Here is an 18,448-nt window from a genome sequence, read left to right on the forward strand (position 1 = left end):
CATGAGACAAGCACGTCCCGCTCAACCTGGATCAGGTTGAGCGGGAAAAGCGTGCTCGCTCTCCAAATCTGGCGCGATTGCTCTTTGCTCAGGTTGATCCAACCTGAGCGGCAAGCGCGCTAGAGCCGGCGGTTCGCAAGGGTCGCCTCGGGCGGCCGAAGCTTGACGGACACGCTCATCGGAACTCTTGCTCCCTCTGGTGGCGCGCGCCCGCCGCCGTGCCGTCAGACCGGGGAGCATCATTTGACCGCGATCGAGAACAACCGTCCGCGCCTGTCCGAGCTGATCTTCGTCACGCTGCGCGATCAGATCGAGAGCGGCACGTTGCCCGCGGGGCTGATTCTCGAGGCGGCACCGCTCGCCCGCTTCTTCGACCTGTCGCGCACGCCGGTCAAAGAGGCGCTGCACGGGCTTCTGGAGGCGGGGCTCGTCCGGCCGACGCAGGGGCGCGGCGTCGCCGTCGGCCCCACGGGCACGCCGTTCCGCCAGGATCTCGCCGCGGCGGGCCTGCGCCTGCCGGCCCGTACGCAGCGCTCCTTCACGCAGCGCCACTGGCGCACGCGCTTCTATCCGCAGACCGAGCAGGAAATCGCGGCCTGCCTCCCCTTCGGCCGCTTCGCGATCAACGTGTCCCAGTTCGCCGCCCACAAGGGCGTCAGCCGGACGTTGGCAAACGAGACGCTGGTCCGCCTGGAGCGGCTCGGCCTCATCCGCCAGCAAGGGACCCGGTGGTACGCCGGCCCGCTCACCGAAACCGACATCGACGAGCACTACGAGATGCGCTGGCTCCTGGAGCCCTGCGCCCTCGTCCAGTCGGCCGCGACGCTGCCGGCTGCGGTGCTCGACGCCGCGCTCGATCGCGCCATCGCCGCGCTCGCCGACCCGGAGGCGATCACGCTCGCGATGCTCGACCGCAGCGAGACGGACATCCACCGCACCATCGTCCTCCACGCGCCGAACCGGCAGATGGCCGAGGCGATCCGCCGGAGCCAGCTCCCCCTGATGGCGACGAACTTCTCGCTGAAGCACACCAAGGCGCACGGCGTCATGCACCAGACCCTCAAGGAGCACTTCGCCGTCCTGGAGCACCTCTCGCACGGCGACGCCGAGGGCGCGGCGCGCGCGCTCGAGGCTCACCTCAAGGCCGCCCGCCAGGTGATCCAGACGACCTTGCGGGTGCCGAACCTCAACTTCGAGCCGCCGGCCTACATGATCCGCGAAAGCTGACCTCAGACGGCGCGGTGGAGGAGCTCTTCGCCGGCCTCCATCCGCCTGAGATTCTCCTTCAGGATAGCGGCGACGCCGTCGAACGCCTTGTCCGACACGCCGGCGTCGTGCGGCGTCACGACGATGCGCTCGTGCGACAGAAGGGGCGAATCGAGCGGCGCCGGCTCAGTCGCGATGGTGTCGAGCCCGGCGGCATGGAGCGCGCCGGCGTCGAGCGCCTCGATCAGCGCCGCCTCGTCGATGATCCCGCCGCGCCCGACATTGACGAGGATCGCGCCCGGCTTCATCCGCGCCAGCATCGCCGCGTCGAAGAGGTTGCGCGTGCCCTCGTTGAGCGGCGCGCAGATCACCACGACGTCGCTCGCGGCCAGCATCTCGCCGAGGGCGTCCATCGTCCCGATCGAGGCGAGGCCGAGGCCGGCGGCCTCGCCGTCCGGGTCGCCGGACCGACGCACGGCGTGGACGGTCATGTCGAAGGCGCGCAGGCGTTGGGCGATCTGCCGGCCGATGTTGCCGAAGCCGACCAGCCCGACCGTTCGCCCCGCGAGCCCGAGGTTCAACGGCATCTGCCAGTTCCACCGCTGCTGCGCAAGAAAGCGCTCCTGCTGCGGGCGCAGGCGGGCGCACATGAGCACGAGGAGCACCGCCCCTTCCGCGACCGCCGCGGCACCGCCTGAGAGCACCGACGGCGCATTCGCCACCATCACGCCGAGGTCCTTCGCCGCCGCGAGGTCCACCGTGTCGAGCCCCACGCCGAACTGGTGGACCAGACGCACGCGCGACCCCTCCAGAAAGGCCCGGTCGACCTTGGCGCCAGTGGGCACCACCACGTCGGCCGCCTTGCGCTCGGCCTCGCCCACCTCCGGCCACAGGACGATCTCCCAGCCCTCGAGCACCGCTTGCAGCTTGGCGACGAGGGCCGGCGGCCAGGCAGCCCCGAAGAGAAGACGTCGTGTCATGTTTCGTTTCCCCCAAACTGCATATTGCGTGCAAAACTCACTTACTATAGGTTGGTCGAACTTAGAAGGTCCATGCCGCGACAGGCCATTCCCACCGAGGTCACTCCTCCCGGTGGACGAAAACAAGGACCAGAAGGGTAGGAAAAATGTTGCAGAAGGTCATTTCGTTCGTCGGCCTCGTGGCCGGAGCGTCCATGCTTGTCACCGCGGCGAACGCGGCCGACTACACGATCCGCTTCCACATCAGCACGGGGCCGGATCAACCCGCGACCCTCGCCGCCGAGCGCTTCGCCGAGGCGGTGGAGAAGCGCAGCGACGGGCGCATCGACGTCAACGTCTATCCGTCCGAGCAGCTCGGCGGCGAGCCGGACGCCATGCAGAACGTGCGCATCGGCGGGATTCAGCTGGCCTTCATGAGCCCCGGCGCCATCGGCAACCTGTTGCCGGACTTCCTTATTCTGAACGGCCCCTTCCTTTGGGAGGACTGGGACACGGCGAAGGCCGTGCTCAACGGGCCGTTCGGCGAGGAGATGTTCGAGAAGCTGCGGACCCAGACCGGCATCCGCGTGCTCGACCCGCTCTGGTACTGGGGTTGGCGGGAGATGACGGCGGACCGGCCGATCCGCACCGTCGCCGATCTCGACGGCCTCAAGATGCGCTCGCCCAACATCCCGATCTTCGTCGAGATGTTCCGCTCGCTCGGTGCCAATCCGACGACCGTCAACTTCCAGGAGATCTACTCCGCGCTGCAGCAGGGCGTCGTCGACGGCGAGGAGAACCCGATCCCGGCCATCTGGTCGCAGCGCTTCTACGAGGTGAACCCGTTCATCTCGATGACGAACCACATCCTGCAGACGAACATCATCATCGCCAACGACATGTTCTTCCAGTCGCTTCCGGACGATCTCAAAACGATCGTCCAGGAGGAGATCGTCGCGGCGGGCAAATACAACACCGAGCTGCAGATGGAGGCGGAGACGGCGCTCGTCGAGAAGATCGAGGCGGCCGGCGGCACGTTCGTGGAGGACGTCGATCGGGCGGCGTTCCGGGAGGCGACGACGACGGTCTACGACTCGCTGGCCGATAGCTGGAGCGACGGGCTCTACGCCAGGATCCAGGACGCCATCGCGGCGGCCCAAGCGGACTAGTCGCCGGGCGCGCTGGGCGGCCTGTGCCGATCCCAGCGCGCCTCGCCGCCCGTGCGCGGCAATCCCCGAAATTCAGACGAAACGGGAAGGGTCCCCTATGTGGCGCGTGATCGCCCGCATCGAGGATGTCTGCGCCACGGCGGCGCTCGTCCTCTTCACCCTGCTCATCGTGACGAGTGTCGTGTTCCGCTATCTGCTCGACAGCCCGCTGTCGTGGACCGAGGAGGCGAGCCTCATCGCCTTCGCCTGGCTCCTCTTCCTCGGCGCCGCGATCTGCGCCCGCGAGAACATGCACATTCTCATCGACCTCGTGACGCCGCGTGCCGGCTCGCGGATGGACCGGATCTCGGAGGCGTTCTCGGCCACCGTCGGCGCCGTCATCTGCGCGCTGATGGCCTGGATCGCGCTGCGCTACACGGTGGGCGCATCGGCGATGGTGACGCCGATCTTCCGCGTGACGAGCGCCGTCTACAATGCCGCCGCGCCGGTCGGCCTCGCGCTCTGCGCCATCCATCTCGCCATCCACGCCGTGAAGGCGGTGCGCGGTCCGGTCACCGACCCGCACGCCGAAGAGGGGATCTGACGTGTTCGGTCTGATCCTCGCCCTCTTCATCGTCCTCATTCTCATCCGCATCCGCCTCGCCTTCGCGCTGCTTGCGGTGTCGATGCTCTATTTCTGGCAAGTGGGGATGCCGCTCGACATCGCGGCCGCCCGCGTCATCGCGACCACGCAGTCTTTCCCCTTGCTCGCGATTCCGCTCTTCATCCTGGCGGGCAACCTGATGAACCGCACCGGGATGACGGGACGCCTCTTCCGCTTTGCCTCGGTGGTGCTCGGCCGCGTGCCGGGCGGGCTCGGGCACGTCGTCGTCGCCGTGGGCATGCTGATGGCCGGCACCTCCGGCGCGGCGATCGCCGATGCGGCGGCTCTCGCGCACGTCTCGATCGACGAGATGGAGCGGCGCGGCTACCCGCGCCCCTTCGCCGCCGCGATCTGCGCCTTCGCCGCCACCATGGGGCCGCTCATTCCGCCGTCGATCATGTTCATCATCTTCGGCTGGCTCGCCAGCGTGTCGGTGAACCGCCTGTTCATCGCCGGCGCCATTCCGGGTCTGTGCGTCGGCCTCTTCATGGTCGTCACGATCTTCATCATCGCCAAGCGCAAGCGCTTCGGCGTCGTCGACGAGCGGCCGACCTTCGGCGAGTTCGTGCGCGCCCTCCTGTCCGCCGTCTGGGCGATGCTGATGCCTGTCGTCGTTCTCGGCGGCATCATCATCGGCGCGTTCACGGCCACGGAGGCGGCGGCGATCGCGGTCGCCTATGCGTTGATCGTCGGCGCGGTGATCTACCGGGCGCTGACGTGGCGCGGGCTCGGCAGCGCGCTGAAGGAGACGGTGGTCACCTCCATGTCGGTGATGTTCGTCGTCGCCGCGTCCTACCCGTTCGGATGGATCCTGACGGCGGAGCAGGTGCCGCAGTCGATCCTAGAGGCGGCGACCGCGATCTCCACCAACCCCTTCCTGATCCTGCTCCTCGTAAACGTCGTGCTGCTCCTCCTCGGCATGGTGATGGAATCGACGGCGGTCCTCCTCATCGTCGTCCCCGTCCTGTTGCCGCTGATGAAGGCGATCGGCGTCGATCCCGTCCACTTCGGCGTGATCGTCACCGCGAACCTTCTGCTCGGCACCATCACGCCGCCGTTCGGCATCCTGATGTTCACGACGTGCGCCATCGGGAAGGTGTCGACGCTCGACTTCCAGCGGGCATCGATCCCCTTCTACGTCGCCTTCCTCATCCTCCTTGCCCTCGTCACCTATGTGCCAGCCGTCTCGCTGTGGCTGCCATCGGTCGTCCTGAACTAATGGGCCGCGAGCCCGAGTAGAGAACGCTCATGAGCAAGATTACAGAAATAGAGATCATCGATTTCGGCTTCGACGTGCCGAACCTCGGCCAGATCGGCGTCGGCCAGCACGTCGGCTACAAGAAGGGCGCCGTGACGCGGGCGGTCCGCCAGGCGATCGCGATCCGCACCGACGACGGCCTCGTCGGCGAGTACGTCACCAACTGGGGCGGAACGGCGGCGACGCGGGGCGAGATGGACATGCTCTGCCCGTTCCTCGTCGGACGCGACCCGATGGAGCGCGAGGGCATCCACGACGATCTGAAGCGCGAGATCCGCCAGTGGTCGGGCATGGGACAAGGCCCGCTCGACATCGCCCTGTGGGACATGGCCGGCAAGAAGTACGGCGCGTCGGTGTCGGAACTCATCGGCGGCTATCGCAAGCGCCTGCCGGCCTACGCGTCGACCTATCTCGGCGACGACAACGGCGGGCTCGACTCCAAGGAGGCCTACGCCGCCTTCGCCGAACAGTGCTACGAGCTCGGCTACCGCGCCTTCAAGATCCACGGCTGGAACGAGGGCGACGCCAAGCGCGAGGCGGCGAACGTCATCCACGTCGCCGAGGCGGTCGGCGACCGCATGACGCTGATGCTCGACCCGGCCAACCAGCTGCGCACCTTCGCCGACGCGCTCTATGTCGGCCGTGCCTGCGACGAGGGCAACTACTTCTGGTACGAGGACCCGTTCCGCGACTCCGGCCGCTCCGCCTACGCGCACAAGAAGCTGCGCGAGCTGATCCGCACGCCGATCCTCATCACCGAATATGTCCGCGGGCTCGAGCCGAAGGCCGACATCATCCATGCCGAAGGAACGGACTTCGTGCGCGTGGATCCTGAGTACGACCTCGGCATCACCGGCGCGCTGAAGACGGCGCACCTCGGCGAGGCCTTCGGTCTCGACGTGGAGATCCACGCCGCCGGGCCCGCCCACCGACACCTGATGTCGGCGATGCGCAACTCCAACTTCTACGAGGTCGCGCTCGTCGGCCCCGACACGCCGAACATGATCGCCCCGGTCTACACCTGCGGCTACAGCGATCAGCTCGACTGCGTGGAAGCCGACGGCTGCGTCCCGGTTCCGGCGGGCCCCGGCCTCGGCGTGACGTACGACTGGGACTATATCCGGGCGAACGTCGTCAACCGCCGCGTGTTCAGCTGACCCGGCACGCCGGCAGAGGCGGGCCGCTCCCCCTCGGGTGAGCGGCTCCTCGTCTCCGCGCCACCACGGAAACGAAGCGCCCTGCGGAGACCGCACGTCTGCATCCGAGGCATGTCGGATCACCGGCGTGCCGCCGAGCTCGTCTCAGGGGGTCGCCGGCGAGGCGGCCCCCTGACGTTTCCGGGGTCTTCAGCCCGGCGGAGCGGCCGCCGCCCGCAGCGACAGGCCGCCGTCGAGGCGGACGTCCTGCCCCGTGATCCACTCGCCGTTCGGGCCGGCGAGAGTGGCGACCATCGCGCCGATCTCCTCGGCGTTGCCGAGGCGGCCGATCGGGTGCCGGCCGCGGCGCTCGGCGAGCGTCCGCTCCGGATCGGGCGAGGCGTTGATCGCCCCCCTCGACAGCTCCGTCAGCACGAGGCTCGGGCTCACCGCATTGACGCGGATGCCGCGCGGGGCGAGGTCGAGCGCCATCTGGCGAACCATGCCGATCACCGCGGCCTTGGAGGTGCAGTAGGCGATACGCTCGGCGTGCGGCACGCTGCCGGCGATCGAGGCGACGGCGACGATCGCGCCCCCGTCCGTCATGTGCGGCACGGCGGCGCGGCTATAGAGGAACAGCGGCAGGATGTTCGATTCGCCGACGTGCCGCATGTCCTCGAGCGTCGCGTCGAGGACCGAGCCGACCGACGTCGCACCGGAGCTGACGACGAGCGTGTCGAGCCCGCCGAGCGCGGCGACCGCCGCCTCGACGACGGCGGCAACGTCGCTCTCGACGGTCCCGTCGCCCGTCGCGGTGCCGACGCACTGGCTGCCGATGGCGAGCGCGGCGTCCTGAAGCGGAGCGGCGCGGCGGCCGGTGAGGAACACCGGGCCGCTCGCCGCGAGCGCCTTGGCGCTCGCGAGCCCGAGCCCGGTGCCGCCGCCGACGACGAGCGCGCGGCTCACAGCGTGAACTTCCGCGCTGCGGACGTCGCGTTGGCGCGGATATAGTCCCAGTCGTACGTCACGCCGAGCCCGGGGCCGGTGGGGACCGGCATCCGACCGTCCGCGTCGAGACCGTCCGGCTGGTCGTTGTAGCCGCAGGTATAGGGCGGAACGAGATTGCGCATGCCCGGGCCGATCAGCGCCAGCTCGTAGAAGTGAGTGTTGCGCACCGCCGCGATGCAGGCGCGATGGGCCGGCCCGCAGGCGTGCACCTGGATGTCCATCCCGAGCGCTTCGGCCATGTGGGCGATCTTCATGAGCCCGGTGATGCCGCCGTCATACTCCGGGTCGGTGTGGATCATGTCGCAGCCGCCGGCGAGCGCGAACGCGGCCTTCTGCTCGGGCCCGCGAATGTGCTCGGAGACGAGAAGCGGCGTCTTCAGCTTCTCGCGCAGCAACAGCTGGCCTTGCACGGAGACGGACGAGTCACGGTAGGGGTCCTCGTACCACAGGCAGTCGGCCTCGTCGCACGCGCGCCCGACATAGAGCGCGTCGGCCCAGGTCCGCAGCTCGCAGCCCGGGTCGACCATCACCTCCATGCCCTCGCCGACAGCCTCGCGCACAGCGAGGACCACCGCCGCCTCGCGCCGCTTGTCGCCGTCGTGCCAGCCATGGATCTTGAAGCCGCCGAACCCCTGCTCGCGACACGCGAGCGCATATTCGGCAAAGGCCTCGATGGAATCGAGACCGCCCGGCGTCTCCTGCCCATGGTGAGTGGAGGCGTAGGTCGGCAGGCTCGTGCGGTAGGCGCCGAGCATCGTCGCGACGCTCATGCCGTACTTGCGACCGACGAGGTCCCAGAGCGCGATGTCGAGCGGACCGTGACCCATCCCGTCATAGGCGCGAACCTCGCGCTTCAGGTCGTCGTAGATGATCTCCCGCTGCTCCGGATTACGCCCGAGGAGGTGCGGCGCCAGCATCAGCGTCTGACCGAGAGCGGCTTCGGTGCCGACCCAGTGGGTCGCATAGAAGCCCTCGTGGCCGTCGTCCGTCGCGACGCGGATCGCGTAGCGCATCACGGTGAGCGAGGCGCCCTTGCTGTAGCGCAGGTTGGAGACGCCCATCGCCCGGTGTCCCCCGAGATCGAGATCGGGCACCGTGAAGGTGAAGGGGATGACTTCGACTTCGTTGATCGTACTCACGTAGCGTTCCCGGTTCAGCCGCCGTAGCCGAAGAGGCGTGGCAAGGCGAGGGTGAGGGCGGGCACGTACATGATGGCGACGAGCCCGGCGAAGAGGACGAGGAGGAAGGGGACGAGCGGGCGCATCGTGCGCGAATATTCCACGCCCCCGATCTTGCAGGTCAGAAGGAGAAGCACCGCGACCGGCGGCGTCAGCGCCCCGATCAGCACCGCGATGACGGTGACGACCGAGAAGTGGATCGGATCGAAGCCAAAGTTGCCGGCGATCGGCGTCAGCACAGGCACCACGAGGATGAGCGCCGAGATCGTCTCGATGAACATCCCGATGACGAGCAGCAGGAGGACGATCAGCGCCAGGACGACGGCACCGTTGGAGGTCACCTCCGAGAGCCACGTGGCGATGGCGGCGGGCACGCCGGCCCGCGCGATGATCCAGGAGAACAGCGCCGCTCCGCCGAGGATGATGAGGATGCTCGCGGTCGACAGCGCGGTCGAAAGGGCGAACTCGTAGGTCCCCCTCAAGGTCAGGCGGCGTGCGACGATCCCGTAGAGGAGCCCGTAGGCGACGGCGACGATGCCCGCCTCGGTCGGCGTGAACACGCCCGACAGGATGCCCCCCACGATGAGGACCGGCATCAGGAGGGCCGGCGCCGCGGCGCCCAGCGAGGACGCGACCTCCGACAGCGGCGCGCGGGACTGGCGCGGCGCGCCGATGGTGTCCGCCTTGAGGTAGACGAGAACCATCATCACGAAGGCCATGAAGAGGCCCGGCACGATGCCCGCGAGGAACAGCGTGCCGATCGAGAGCCCGGTCATCGCGCCGTAGAGCACCATCAGGATCGAGGGCGGGATGATCGGCCCGAGGATCGACGAGGCGGTGGTGATGACGACGGACCACTCGGGCTTGTATCCCTCGCGCTTCATGGCGGGGAGCATCATGGACCCGACGGCGGCGCAGTCGGCCGCGGCGGAGCCCGAGATGCCGGCGAAGATGATCGAGGTGAGGATGTTCACCTGCCCCAGCCCGCCGCGGATGTGGCCGACCAGGGAGCGGGCGAAGCGCACGATCGCCGCCGTCACGCCGCCGACATTCATGATCTCGCCGGCGAAGATGTAGAGTGGGATCGCGAGCAGCGAGAAGGCGTCCAGCGACGAGTAGAAGCGCTGCGGCAGCACGAGCAGCGGAACGGTTCCCTCCACCGCCAGCGCCATGACCGCCGAGAGCCCCATCGCGAACGCGATCGGCACGCCGATCAGGAGAAGAACGGCGAACGCCGCAAACATCAACAGGACAAGGGTCATGGTGTCTCGGGGTGAGCGGGGACCCCGCCGTCGGACGCGGACTCCGCGGGGCGCAGGATGAGGGCGAGCACGGAAAGGCCCGCCCCGAGCGGGATCGGCACGTAGAACCACGCCCGCGACACGCCGAGCGTGATCGACATCCCGTTCACCGCGCGCATGGTGAAGTCGTAGCCGGTGCGGGCGAGGATGATGCAGAAGGCGACCGACGCGGCGGTGGCGAGAAAGACCTTGCCGCGCTCCAGGCCTGCGGGGAGCGGCAGGAGATCGACCTTGATTTCCTGCCGCCGGTAGAGCGCGACGGGCGTCGCCAACAAGACGACCCACACGAGGGTCAGGCGGATCACCTCTTCGGTCCAGAAGAGCTGAGCGCCGATGAGGTAGCGGTTGACCACCTGCAGGAGCGTGAGCGCCATGAGCGTTGCGAACAGCGCGACGACCACGGCACCCAGGACGTCTGCGACGACGCTGGCAATGCGGCTCATGGGTCGCCTTACTGCGCGCGGATCTCTTCGAGGAGCTCGGTCGCGCCGGCGCTCGCGGCGAACTCGTCCTGGAACGGGGCGAGCTTTGCCTGGAAGGGCGCGGTGTCGACGTCGTTGATGGTGAGGCCCACCTCGCCGAGCTTGTCGAGCCACGACTGGTTGCGCTCGGTCCACTGAGCGCGCTGCTCGTCCCCGGCCTCAGCAGCGGCCCGCAGGACGGCGTCGCGATCGGAGTCGGACAGCCCGTCGAGGAAGGCCTGATTGATGACGAACGAGCCGTCGAGCAGGATGTGCTTGGTCAGCGACAGATAGTCGGCCACCTCGAAGATCTTGTAGGTGTAGCCGGTCTCGGGGCTGCCCTCCATCGCGTCGACGACGCCGGTCTGGAGCGAGGTGTAGATCTCCGGCGCCGGGATCGGCGTCGGGCTCGCGCCGAGCGTCGTGAACGTGCGCACGAACACCAGGCTTTCCGGCACGCGGATCTTCACCCCGGCGAAGTCCTCCGGCGTGTCGATCGGCTTGGTGCGCAGGAAGGTGTGGCGATAGCCGCCGTTGATCCAGTTGACGATGCGCAGACCCGCGGCGTCCGACAGCATGTCGGAGAGCTGCTGGCCCACCGGGCCGGTCATCACCGCCTCGAAGTGATCGAGATTGCGGTAGAGGTACGGCAGCGCCAGGATGCCGAACTGCGGCACATAGTTCGAATAGAGCCCGGATTCGCCGTAACCCATTTCGAGCGTGCCGAGCGAGACCGACTCGATGATCTCGCGCTGCCCACCCATCTGGCCGGACGGCAGGACGTCGACGGTGATCGACCCGTTCGAATAGTCCTCCACCAGCTCCTTGAAACGGAGGGCGGCGCGGTGCTGGTCCGAATCCGTCATGACGTGATGGGCGACGCGGATCGTCGTCTGCGCGGCGGCCGGAAGCGCTGTGGCCGCGACGGCGGCAACGGTGAGCGCCAGCGTCAATGCGCGCCTGCGCACGGTGCGGAATGAATGCATGTCGTTTCCTCTCGTCCGCCGGTGTCGGGCCCGGCGATTGGTCGAGACGCTATCGCAATGCGTTGACGTTCGACAAGAGTGTGCCGTATAGAAACACAATATTGTCGTATATGGAACAATGAGCTCACTTCAGAACGCCCTTCGCCTTCTCGCCATGTTCGGTGCGGAGCGCACCGAACTGCGTGTCACCGACATCGCCAACGCCCTCTCGCTGCCGAAAAGCAGCGTTTCGCGGCTCCTCAAGGAACTCGCCGAGGCGGGAATGGTGGAGCGCGCGGCCGGCGGGCGCGCCTTCCACATCGGGTCGGAGGTGTTCCGTCTCGGCCAGCTCTACCGCGCCCGCGTTCCGGTGCAGGAGCGGGTCGACGAGATCTGCCAGGAGCTGTTGCGGCGCTACCCGGCGACGGCCTATCTCGCGGTGTTGCGCGGGTTCGAGCTCGTCGTCCTGCGGCGGCACGAAGGCCGCCATCCGGTGCGCTATATCATGGAGCCCGGCGACACGATTCCGGCCTATGCGACGGCGGTCGGCCGGGCGCTCCTCTCCCATCTCCCCCAGGAAGAGCTCGAGCGGATCGTCCCGGAGCACCTCGCCCTCGACTATCGCGACGTCGACGCGAGCCGCCAGGACATGCTCGACGAGATCGCCGCGATCCACGAGCGGGGCTACGCTCTCATGGACGACCGCAAGCTACGCGTCGCGGCGGCCGGCGTCGCCGTGAGCAGCGGGGGCGGCCGCGATCTCGGCTTCGCCCTCTCCTTCGCGACCGAGGCGATCCCGCAATCGGAGCGCCCCGCGCTGGTGCGCGACCTGATGGCCGGCGCCAGGGAGGTCGGCCTCCTGTGCGCCGACCCCTATTGGCAGGGCCGGGAGCTTCCGGAGAGCTGAACCTCGCCTCGGGGGCGCGCCTAGCCGTCCATCACGGCCTGACGGACGGCCTGCGGCGGGCGGGCCGGGCGGCCGGCTGCGTCGATGAGGCAGAGTTCCACGCGGGCCTCCACGATCGCGGTGTCGGCCTTGAGGACACGCTGGTCGAGGAGGATCACCGCCCGCTTCTGCCCGGCGACGCGCGTCTCCACCTCCAGGAGATCGTCGATGACGGCCGGCCCGCGGAACCGCAGCGTCATCTCCCGGAGGGCGAAGAAGAGCGGCGGATCGGCGGCGGCGAGGGCGACGTGGTCCACCCCCTTCGCGCGCAGCCACTCGGTGCGTCCGCGCTCCAGAAAGTGCACGTAGGCCCCGTGATAGACCCGGCCGGAGAAGTCGGTGTCCTCGAAATAGACGCGGATGGGGAAGCGAAAGCTCATCGCCGTTCGAACAATTTCTCGATCTCGTCGAGCGACAGGGTGACGAAGGTCGGCCGCCCGTGGTTGCACTGTCCCGCCGCCGGCGTGGTCTCGATCTGGCGCAGGAGGGCGTTCATCTCCTCCGGCCGCAGCGCCCGGCCGGCCCGTACCGAACCATGGCACGCCATCGTGGCGGCGACGTGATTGAGCCGCGCCTCGAGCGCCATCGCTTCGCCCCACTCGCCGATCTCGTCGGCGAGCTCCTTCACCAGCCGGGGGACGTCGAAATTGCCGAGCGCCGCCGGGGTCTCGCGCACGACGACGGCGCCGGGGCCGAACGCCTCGAGCACCAGCCCGAAGGCGGCGAAGGTGTCGGCGTGCGCCTCGAGGGCGCCGACGTCGTCCGCCGCGAGCTCGATCACCTCCGGGATGAGCAGCCCCTGCGAAGCCGGCGTGCGGCTCGCCGCCGCCTCCTTCAGCGCCTCGTAGACGATCCGCTCGTGCGCGGCGTGCTGGTCGACGAGGACGATGCCCGCCTCGGTCTGGGCGAGGATGTAGTTGCCGTGGACCTGCGCCACCGCCGCGCCGAGCGGATGGTCCGCCTCGTCCCCCGCCTCGTCCATCGTCCCGCCCGGCGCCGTCGCCCCGCCCGGAGCGGGCGCAGCAGGCTCGGGCCGCGCCGGTGCGGGTTGGGAGCGCATGAAGGCGCGCGCGCCGGGAGGCAGTGAAAAGCGGGCGCTGCCGCCGCCGCTCTCGCGCTTCTTCGGCGTCGGCGAGCGCCAGGCCGCGACCTCTTCGTCAAAGCCGAGCTCGGGATCGGCCTCGGTGGACGACGCGGCCGGCGCGGCCGGCGCCGGGCGCTGCGACAAGGCCGCGAGAGCAGCGTTGGAGATCCCCCGCGAGGCGCGCGGCGCCGCCTCCGCGAGGTGCCGGCGGATCGAGGACACGATGAGCCCCCGTACCGCCTGGGTGTCGCGAAAGCGCACGTCGGCCTTGGCGGGGTGAACGTTCACGTCGACGGCCGCCGGATCGATCTCGATGAACACCACCGCCACGGGGTGCCGGTCGCGCGCCATCACGTCCTGATAGCCGGCGCGGATCGCCTGGGTGATCTGCCGGTCGCGCACCACGCGGCCGTTGACGAAGGCATAGGCGTGCTGCGAGCTCGCCCGCCCCGAGGTCGGCAGCCCCAGGTGGCCGGTGATGCGGATCCCCTCCCGCTCCGCCGCGAGCGCGATCGCCTCCTCGGCGAACTCCGGCCCCAGCACCTGCCGCGCCCGCTCCGCTGTGCTGCCGGGCGGATATTCGGTGGTGCGCCCGTTCATCACGAGGGTGAAGCCGACGCCGGGCGCCGACAGGGCGAGGCGCTTCACGGTGTCGCTGATCGCCGCCGTCTCGGTGCGCTCCGCCTTGAGGAACTTCAGCCGCGCCGGGGTGGCGTGGAAGAGATCGCGCACCTCCACCGTGGTGCCGACGCCGCGACCGGCGGGCTCCGGCGGCGCGGTGCGTCCACCATCGACGGCGATCCGCCACGCCCCGTCCGCCTCCCGGTGGCGCGAGGTGATGGCGAGCCGCCCCACCGCACCGATCGAGGGCAGCGCCTCGCCGCGGAAGCCCATGGTGAGGATCGCCGACAGGCCGGCCGCGTCGGAAAGCTTGGAGGTGCAGTGGCGCGACACGGCGAGCGGCAGATCGTCGGCGGCGATGCCGTGCCCGTCGTCGGCGATGCGGATGAGGCCGACGCCAGCCGCCTCGATGGCGATGTCGATCGACCGCGCGCCGGCGTCGAGCGCATTCTCGACGAGCTCCTTGACCACGCTCGCCGGCCGCTCCACCACCTCGCCGGCGGCGATCTTGTCGATCAGCCGATCGTCGAGCCGGCGGACCGGCCGTGTGGCCCGGGAGATCTCAGCGGTGTCGCCCATCACCTCCTCGCGATCCGAATGCCGACGGTAAGGGCTGCCATGCGCCCCTCGTGGTCTATGATGTTGGCGCCGTTTGCGCTAGGCCACCCCGGCGAGGGTGAGCGTTCGTGCACCCTCCATCCGCCAACCGTCCACAGGTCTCACACCGCGTCCGGCCCGAGCCCGACGCGCCGGTCGATCCATCATGCAGCAGACACTCATTTCCGGTCTTTCCTCCATCGCCGACGACTACGACGCCATCCTGTGCGACGTCTGGGGCGTGCTCCACGATGGTCTGACCGCGCATGAGGGTGTGGCCGACGCTCTCGCCCGCTTTCGCGAGAACGGTCCCGTGGTGCTGATCACCAACGCGCCACGCCCGTCCCATCCCGTGGTGGCGCAGCTGAAGAGCTTCGGCATTCCCGAGACCACCTTCGATTCGGTGGTCTCCTCCGGCGACGTGGTGCGAAAATTCCTCGCCGAGAAGAACGTGCGGACGGTCTACCACATCGGCCCGACGCGCGATTTGCCGCTCTACGAGAACCTGCCCATCACGCTGGTGGAGGACCCCGCCGATGCGGACGCCATCATGTGCGCCGGTCTGCGCGACGACGACACCGAGAGCGCGGAGGACTATCGCGCCGAGCTCGCCGGCATCGTGCCGCTCGACAAGCCTTTCATCTGCGCCAATCCGGACATCGTGGTGGAGCGCGGCGGGCGGCTCGTCTATTGCGCCGGTGCCCTCGGCCAGCTCTACGACCAGCTCGGCGGCACCGTGCTGCAGTTCGGCAAGCCGCACGACCGGATCTACGAGGCGGCGATCGCCGAGGTGAAGCGCCTCAAGCCCGACGCCACGCGCATCCTCGCCGTGGGCGACGGCCTACCGACCGACGTGACCGGCGCCAACCGGCAGGGTCTCGACGTGCTCTTCATCACCGACGGCATCCACGCCGAGGAGCTCGGCGAGCCCGGCCACCCCGATCTCGACAAGGTCGCCGCCCGTCTCGCCGCCGAGGAGTTGACGGCCACCCACTTCGCCACCCGGCTCGTCTGGTAACCCCAAGGCGCGCATGACTTCGCCCCGTTCGACCCTGCCGTTCTCCGTCGCCCTCGACGATCTGCCGCCCTCCCTCAAGGGCGGCACGGTCGCGATCGGCAATTTCGACGGCGTCCACCGCGGCCATCAGGCGGTGCTCGCCCGCGCGCTCACCGAAGCACGCCCGGCGCTCGCCCTCACCTTCGAGCCGCATCCGCGCACCTTCTTCGGGCGCGGCCCCCTCTTCCGCCTCACGCCGCCGGCGGTGAAGGCCCGCGTGATGGCCGCCCTCGGCCTCGACGCGCTGGTCGTCGCCCGCTTCGACGCCCACTTCGCCGGCCTCACCGCCGAGGGCTTCGTGCGCGAGATCCTGGTCGAGCGGCTCGGCGCCCGCACTGTGGTGGTGGGCGACAACTTCAACTTCGGCGCCGGTCGTGCCGGTGACACCGAATGGCTGGCGGCCGCCGCGGCGAGCTACGGCTTCCGCGTCGACGTGGTGGAGGGCGTCGGCGACGCCGACGAGGGTATCGTCTCGTCCTCCCGCATCCGCAAGGCGCTCGCGGCGGGCGAGCTCGACGGGGCCGCCACCCTCCTCGGCTACCGCTACACGGTGGAGGCGGAGGTGGTGCACGGCGAGAAGCGGGGTCGCACCATCGGCTTCCCCACGGCCAACCAGGCGCTCGGCGACGACAACGGCCTGCGGAACGGCATCTACGCCGTCCGCGCCAAGATCGACGACGTCTGGCGCGACGGCGTGGCGAGCTTCGGCCGCCGCCCGACATTCGACAACGGCGCGCCGCTCCTCGAGACCTTCGTGTTCGACTACCAGGACAGCCTCTACGGCCGGACGATGCCGGTGACCTTCGTCCGCTTCCTCCGGCCGGAGCTGAAGTTCGACGGGGTCGACGCCCTCGTGACGCAGATGCACCAGGACGCAGCGGACGCGCGCGCCTCTCTCGCCGACCTCGCGCCGCTCTCTCCCCTCGACCGGGCCGTCAACTTCTAGGCCCCGTCGCCGGGAGGGCTGGCGTCAGCGGCCGCGGCGGCGCCACAGGGCGGCGATCACCACGCCGGCGAGACAGAGCGCCAGGCCGTACCAGGTCACCGCGTACTGCAGGTGGTTGTTGGGGAAGGTGATGCGGCTTTCGCCCGCCTGCGGCAGCCCGCCCGCGGGCGTCTCCTCGGCGACGAGATCGAGCTGGTAGGGGGCGGTATCGTCGCCCGGCAGGCCGAACGCCGCGGCGATGGCCGCGATGTCGCGCGAATAGAAGCGCCGGGCGTCGAGGTCCGGGGCCGGCGTCACGAAGTTCGGCGGGTCGTCACGGCGCAGGATCGCCTCGATGGTCACCGTGCCGTCCGGCGGAGCGGAGCCCGGTCGCGTGGCGGGGTCTTCCTTCTCCTCCGGCACGAACCCGCGGTTCACCAGCACATGCCAGCCGTCGACAGTGGTGAACGGGACGATGACGGCGTAGCCCGGGCCGCTCAGCGGACCGCGCTGGTCCGACAGCACCCAGAAGGCGTGCACCTCACCGGGGTCGAAGCGGCCCGTCAGGCTGACGCGACGATAGTCCCAGCGATCGAAATCGAAGGACGGCCAGGTGGCCGGGCCGGGCGCCGCGACGGGGGCTGCGACCGGCCGCTCCGTCGCCGCCGCGATCAGCGCTTCCTTCCAGGCGAGGCGCTGCACCTGCCAGGTGCCGAGGCCGATGAGCACGGCGAAGGCGCCGACGACGAGGAGCGCCAGAACGGCTTGCCGCACGCGGAACGTCTGAGATGCCACGACTGCCTCCGAGGGGCGATCGGCGGCCGCCCCTCAATGATGGTGGCCGGAGGGGGCCCCGCCGGCGCGCCGCCGTCGGAGCGGGTCGACCGCCTGGCGCCGACCCGGTCCGGTCAGTGCGTGGTCGGGCTCGCGCCCCACACGTAGATGGCGACGAACAGGAAGAGCCAGACCACGTCGACGAAGTGCCAGTACCATGCGGCCGCTTCGAAGCCGAAGTGGCGCTCCTTGGTGAACTGACCCAGCGAGGCCCGGATCAGGCAGACCGCCAGGAATATGGTGCCGACGAAGACGTGGAAGCCGTGGAACCCCGTCGCCATGAAGAAGACGCCGCCGTAGATGTTGCCGTCGAAGGCGAAGGTGGCGTGGCTGTACTCGTAGATCTGCACCGTCGAGAACAGAATGCCGAGGAGCACCGTGAGGATGAGACCCCAGCGCACGCCCTCCTTGTCGCCCTCGAGCAGCGCATGGTGCGCCCAGGTGACCGTGGTGCCGGACAGGAGCAGGATCATCGTGTTGAAGAGCGGCAGGTGCCAGGGGTCGAAGGTCTCGATGGACTGCGGCGGCCAGACTCCGCCGGTCAGGTCCATGCGACTGAACTCGACGGCGCTGCCGGGGAAGAGGGCGGCGTCGAAATAGGCCCAGAACCAGGCGACGAAGAACATCACCTCCGAGGCGATGAACAGGATCATGCCGTAGCGCAGGTGCAGCTTCACCACCGGCGTGTGCTCGCCGTGCAGCGATTCGCGGGTGGTGGAGGTCCACCACCCGGCCATGGTGCCGAGCACGATGGCGAGGCCGATGGCGAAGATTCCCCACCCGGCGACGTCGACGCCCAGGATCAGGACCGACTCGCCCTTGTTCCAGCGCATCAGCCCGACTGCGCCGATCGCCATGATGAACGCTCCCAGCGAGCCGGTGAACGGCCACGGGCTCGGCGGGAGGATGTGATAGTCGTGATTCGGCTTCGTCGCGGCTGCCATCGTTTATCCCTTTCCGACCGTGTCGCACCGGCCGGCCGTTGCGCACCATACGGGGTCGCCCCCGCGATCCTTCAATTCCCTCGTGGTCTTTTGCCACGGGCGCCCTCGCCCGTCGACCGAAGACCTTGTGCCGGGGCTGCGCCGCCACCCCCGCGC

18 protein-coding genes are annotated in these 18,448 nt (G+C 69.3%); 8 read left to right on the top strand and 10 right to left on the bottom strand.

The window, feature by feature from the left end; translation table 11 throughout:
- Positions 1–243 precede the first annotated feature (243 nt).
- Positions 244–1,227, top strand: a complete 984-nt coding sequence (locus tag JCR33_RS18270; protein WP_198883564.1) for a GntR family transcriptional regulator — start codon at positions 244–246, stop codon at positions 1,225–1,227.
- A gap of 2 nt (positions 1,228–1,229) precedes the next feature.
- Here the strand turns inward: JCR33_RS18270 and JCR33_RS18275 are convergent, their stop codons facing one another.
- Positions 1,230–2,186: an NAD(P)-dependent oxidoreductase gene (locus tag JCR33_RS18275; RefSeq protein ID WP_198883565.1), complete on the bottom strand. Its 957-nt coding sequence runs from the start codon at positions 2,184–2,186 to the stop codon at positions 1,230–1,232.
- A 194-nt stretch (positions 2,187–2,380) separates the two neighbouring features.
- On the opposite strand from JCR33_RS18275, the gene JCR33_RS18280 reads away from it, so the two are divergent.
- The 4 genes from JCR33_RS18280 (at position 2,381) to JCR33_RS18295 (ending at position 6,392) form a co-directional block, all read left to right on the top strand.
- A complete protein-coding gene (locus tag JCR33_RS18280; protein WP_198883566.1) occupies positions 2,381–3,334 on the top strand; it encodes a TRAP transporter substrate-binding protein in 954 nt (317 codons plus the stop codon).
- A gap of 97 nt (positions 3,335–3,431) precedes the next feature.
- On the top strand, positions 3,432–3,917 hold the full coding sequence (locus JCR33_RS18285) for a TRAP transporter small permease (RefSeq protein WP_198883567.1): 486 nt from the start codon (positions 3,432–3,434) through the stop codon (positions 3,915–3,917).
- Position 3,918: 1 nt separating this feature from the next.
- Positions 3,919–5,196, top strand: coding sequence for a TRAP transporter large permease (locus JCR33_RS18290; protein WP_198883568.1), 1,278 nt, complete (start codon positions 3,919–3,921; stop codon positions 5,194–5,196).
- A 29-nt stretch (positions 5,197–5,225) separates the two neighbouring features.
- On the top strand, positions 5,226–6,392 hold the full coding sequence (locus JCR33_RS18295; RefSeq protein ID WP_198883569.1) for an enolase C-terminal domain-like protein: 1,167 nt from the start codon (positions 5,226–5,228) through the stop codon (positions 6,390–6,392).
- Positions 6,393–6,581: 189 nt separating this feature from the next.
- On the opposite strand, the gene JCR33_RS18300 is transcribed toward JCR33_RS18295, so the two are convergent.
- The 5 genes from JCR33_RS18300 to JCR33_RS18320 are packed head-to-tail and all read right to left on the bottom strand — an operon-like array spanning position 6,582 to position 11,305.
- Entirely contained in the window at positions 6,582–7,337 is a 756-nt protein-coding gene (locus JCR33_RS18300) for an SDR family NAD(P)-dependent oxidoreductase (RefSeq protein WP_198883570.1), read from the bottom strand.
- Complete coding sequence (locus JCR33_RS18305; protein ID WP_198883571.1) at positions 7,334–8,518, bottom strand: enolase C-terminal domain-like protein; 1,185 nt, start codon at positions 8,516–8,518, stop codon at positions 7,334–7,336. Before JCR33_RS18305 ends, JCR33_RS18300 begins: the two co-directional genes overlap by 4 nt.
- 14 nt (positions 8,519–8,532) lie before the next feature.
- Complete coding sequence (locus tag JCR33_RS18310) at positions 8,533–9,819, bottom strand: TRAP transporter large permease (protein WP_198883572.1); 1,287 nt, start codon at positions 9,817–9,819, stop codon at positions 8,533–8,535.
- Positions 9,816–10,301, bottom strand: coding sequence for a TRAP transporter small permease (locus tag JCR33_RS18315; protein ID WP_198883573.1), 486 nt, complete (start codon positions 10,299–10,301; stop codon positions 9,816–9,818). Before JCR33_RS18315 ends, JCR33_RS18310 begins: the two co-directional genes overlap by 4 nt.
- An 8-nt stretch (positions 10,302–10,309) precedes the next feature.
- Positions 10,310–11,305, bottom strand: coding sequence for a TRAP transporter substrate-binding protein (locus tag JCR33_RS18320; RefSeq protein WP_198883574.1), 996 nt, complete (start codon positions 11,303–11,305; stop codon positions 10,310–10,312).
- Between the two features lie 118 nt (positions 11,306–11,423).
- Between JCR33_RS18320 and JCR33_RS18325 the strand changes: the two genes are divergently transcribed.
- Positions 11,424–12,191 (top strand): IclR family transcriptional regulator, encoded by a 768-nt coding sequence (locus JCR33_RS18325; protein ID WP_198883575.1) that lies wholly within the window; start codon positions 11,424–11,426, stop codon positions 12,189–12,191.
- 20 nt (positions 12,192–12,211) lie between these two features.
- Here JCR33_RS18325 and JCR33_RS18330 read toward each other — a convergent pair whose 3' ends face one another.
- Positions 12,212–12,610 carry a YbgC/FadM family acyl-CoA thioesterase gene (locus tag JCR33_RS18330; protein WP_198883576.1) on the bottom strand — a complete coding sequence of 133 codons (399 nt, stop codon included), beginning with the start codon at positions 12,608–12,610 and terminating at the stop codon, positions 12,212–12,214.
- Positions 12,607–14,514, bottom strand: a complete 1,908-nt coding sequence (gene mutL, locus JCR33_RS18335; RefSeq protein WP_198883577.1) for a DNA mismatch repair endonuclease MutL — start codon at positions 14,512–14,514, stop codon at positions 12,607–12,609. Before mutL ends, JCR33_RS18330 begins: the two co-directional genes overlap by 4 nt.
- A 184-nt stretch (positions 14,515–14,698) precedes the next feature.
- Between mutL and JCR33_RS18340 the strand changes: the two genes are divergently transcribed.
- Complete coding sequence (locus JCR33_RS18340; RefSeq protein WP_198883578.1) at positions 14,699–15,550, top strand: TIGR01459 family HAD-type hydrolase; 852 nt, start codon at positions 14,699–14,701, stop codon at positions 15,548–15,550.
- A 13-nt stretch (positions 15,551–15,563) separates the two neighbouring features.
- The gene (locus JCR33_RS18345) at positions 15,564–16,535 is read left to right on the top strand and encodes a bifunctional riboflavin kinase/FAD synthetase (protein ID WP_198883579.1); all 972 of its coding nucleotides are present in this window, start codon (positions 15,564–15,566) and stop codon (positions 16,533–16,535) included.
- 24 nt (positions 16,536–16,559) lie between these two features.
- Here JCR33_RS18345 and JCR33_RS18350 read toward each other — a convergent pair whose 3' ends face one another.
- Positions 16,560–17,309, bottom strand: coding sequence for an SURF1 family protein (locus JCR33_RS18350; protein ID WP_198883580.1), 750 nt, complete (start codon positions 17,307–17,309; stop codon positions 16,560–16,562).
- 113 nt (positions 17,310–17,422) lie between these two features.
- Positions 17,423–18,292 carry a cytochrome c oxidase subunit 3 gene (locus JCR33_RS18355; RefSeq protein ID WP_198883581.1) on the bottom strand — a complete coding sequence of 290 codons (870 nt, stop codon included), beginning with the start codon at positions 18,290–18,292 and terminating at the stop codon, positions 17,423–17,425.
- Positions 18,293–18,448 lie beyond the last annotated feature (156 nt).

Source organism: Acuticoccus mangrovi (assembly GCF_016411865.1).
In the GTDB taxonomy this organism is placed as follows: domain Bacteria; phylum Pseudomonadota; class Alphaproteobacteria; order Rhizobiales; family Amorphaceae; genus Acuticoccus; species Acuticoccus mangrovi.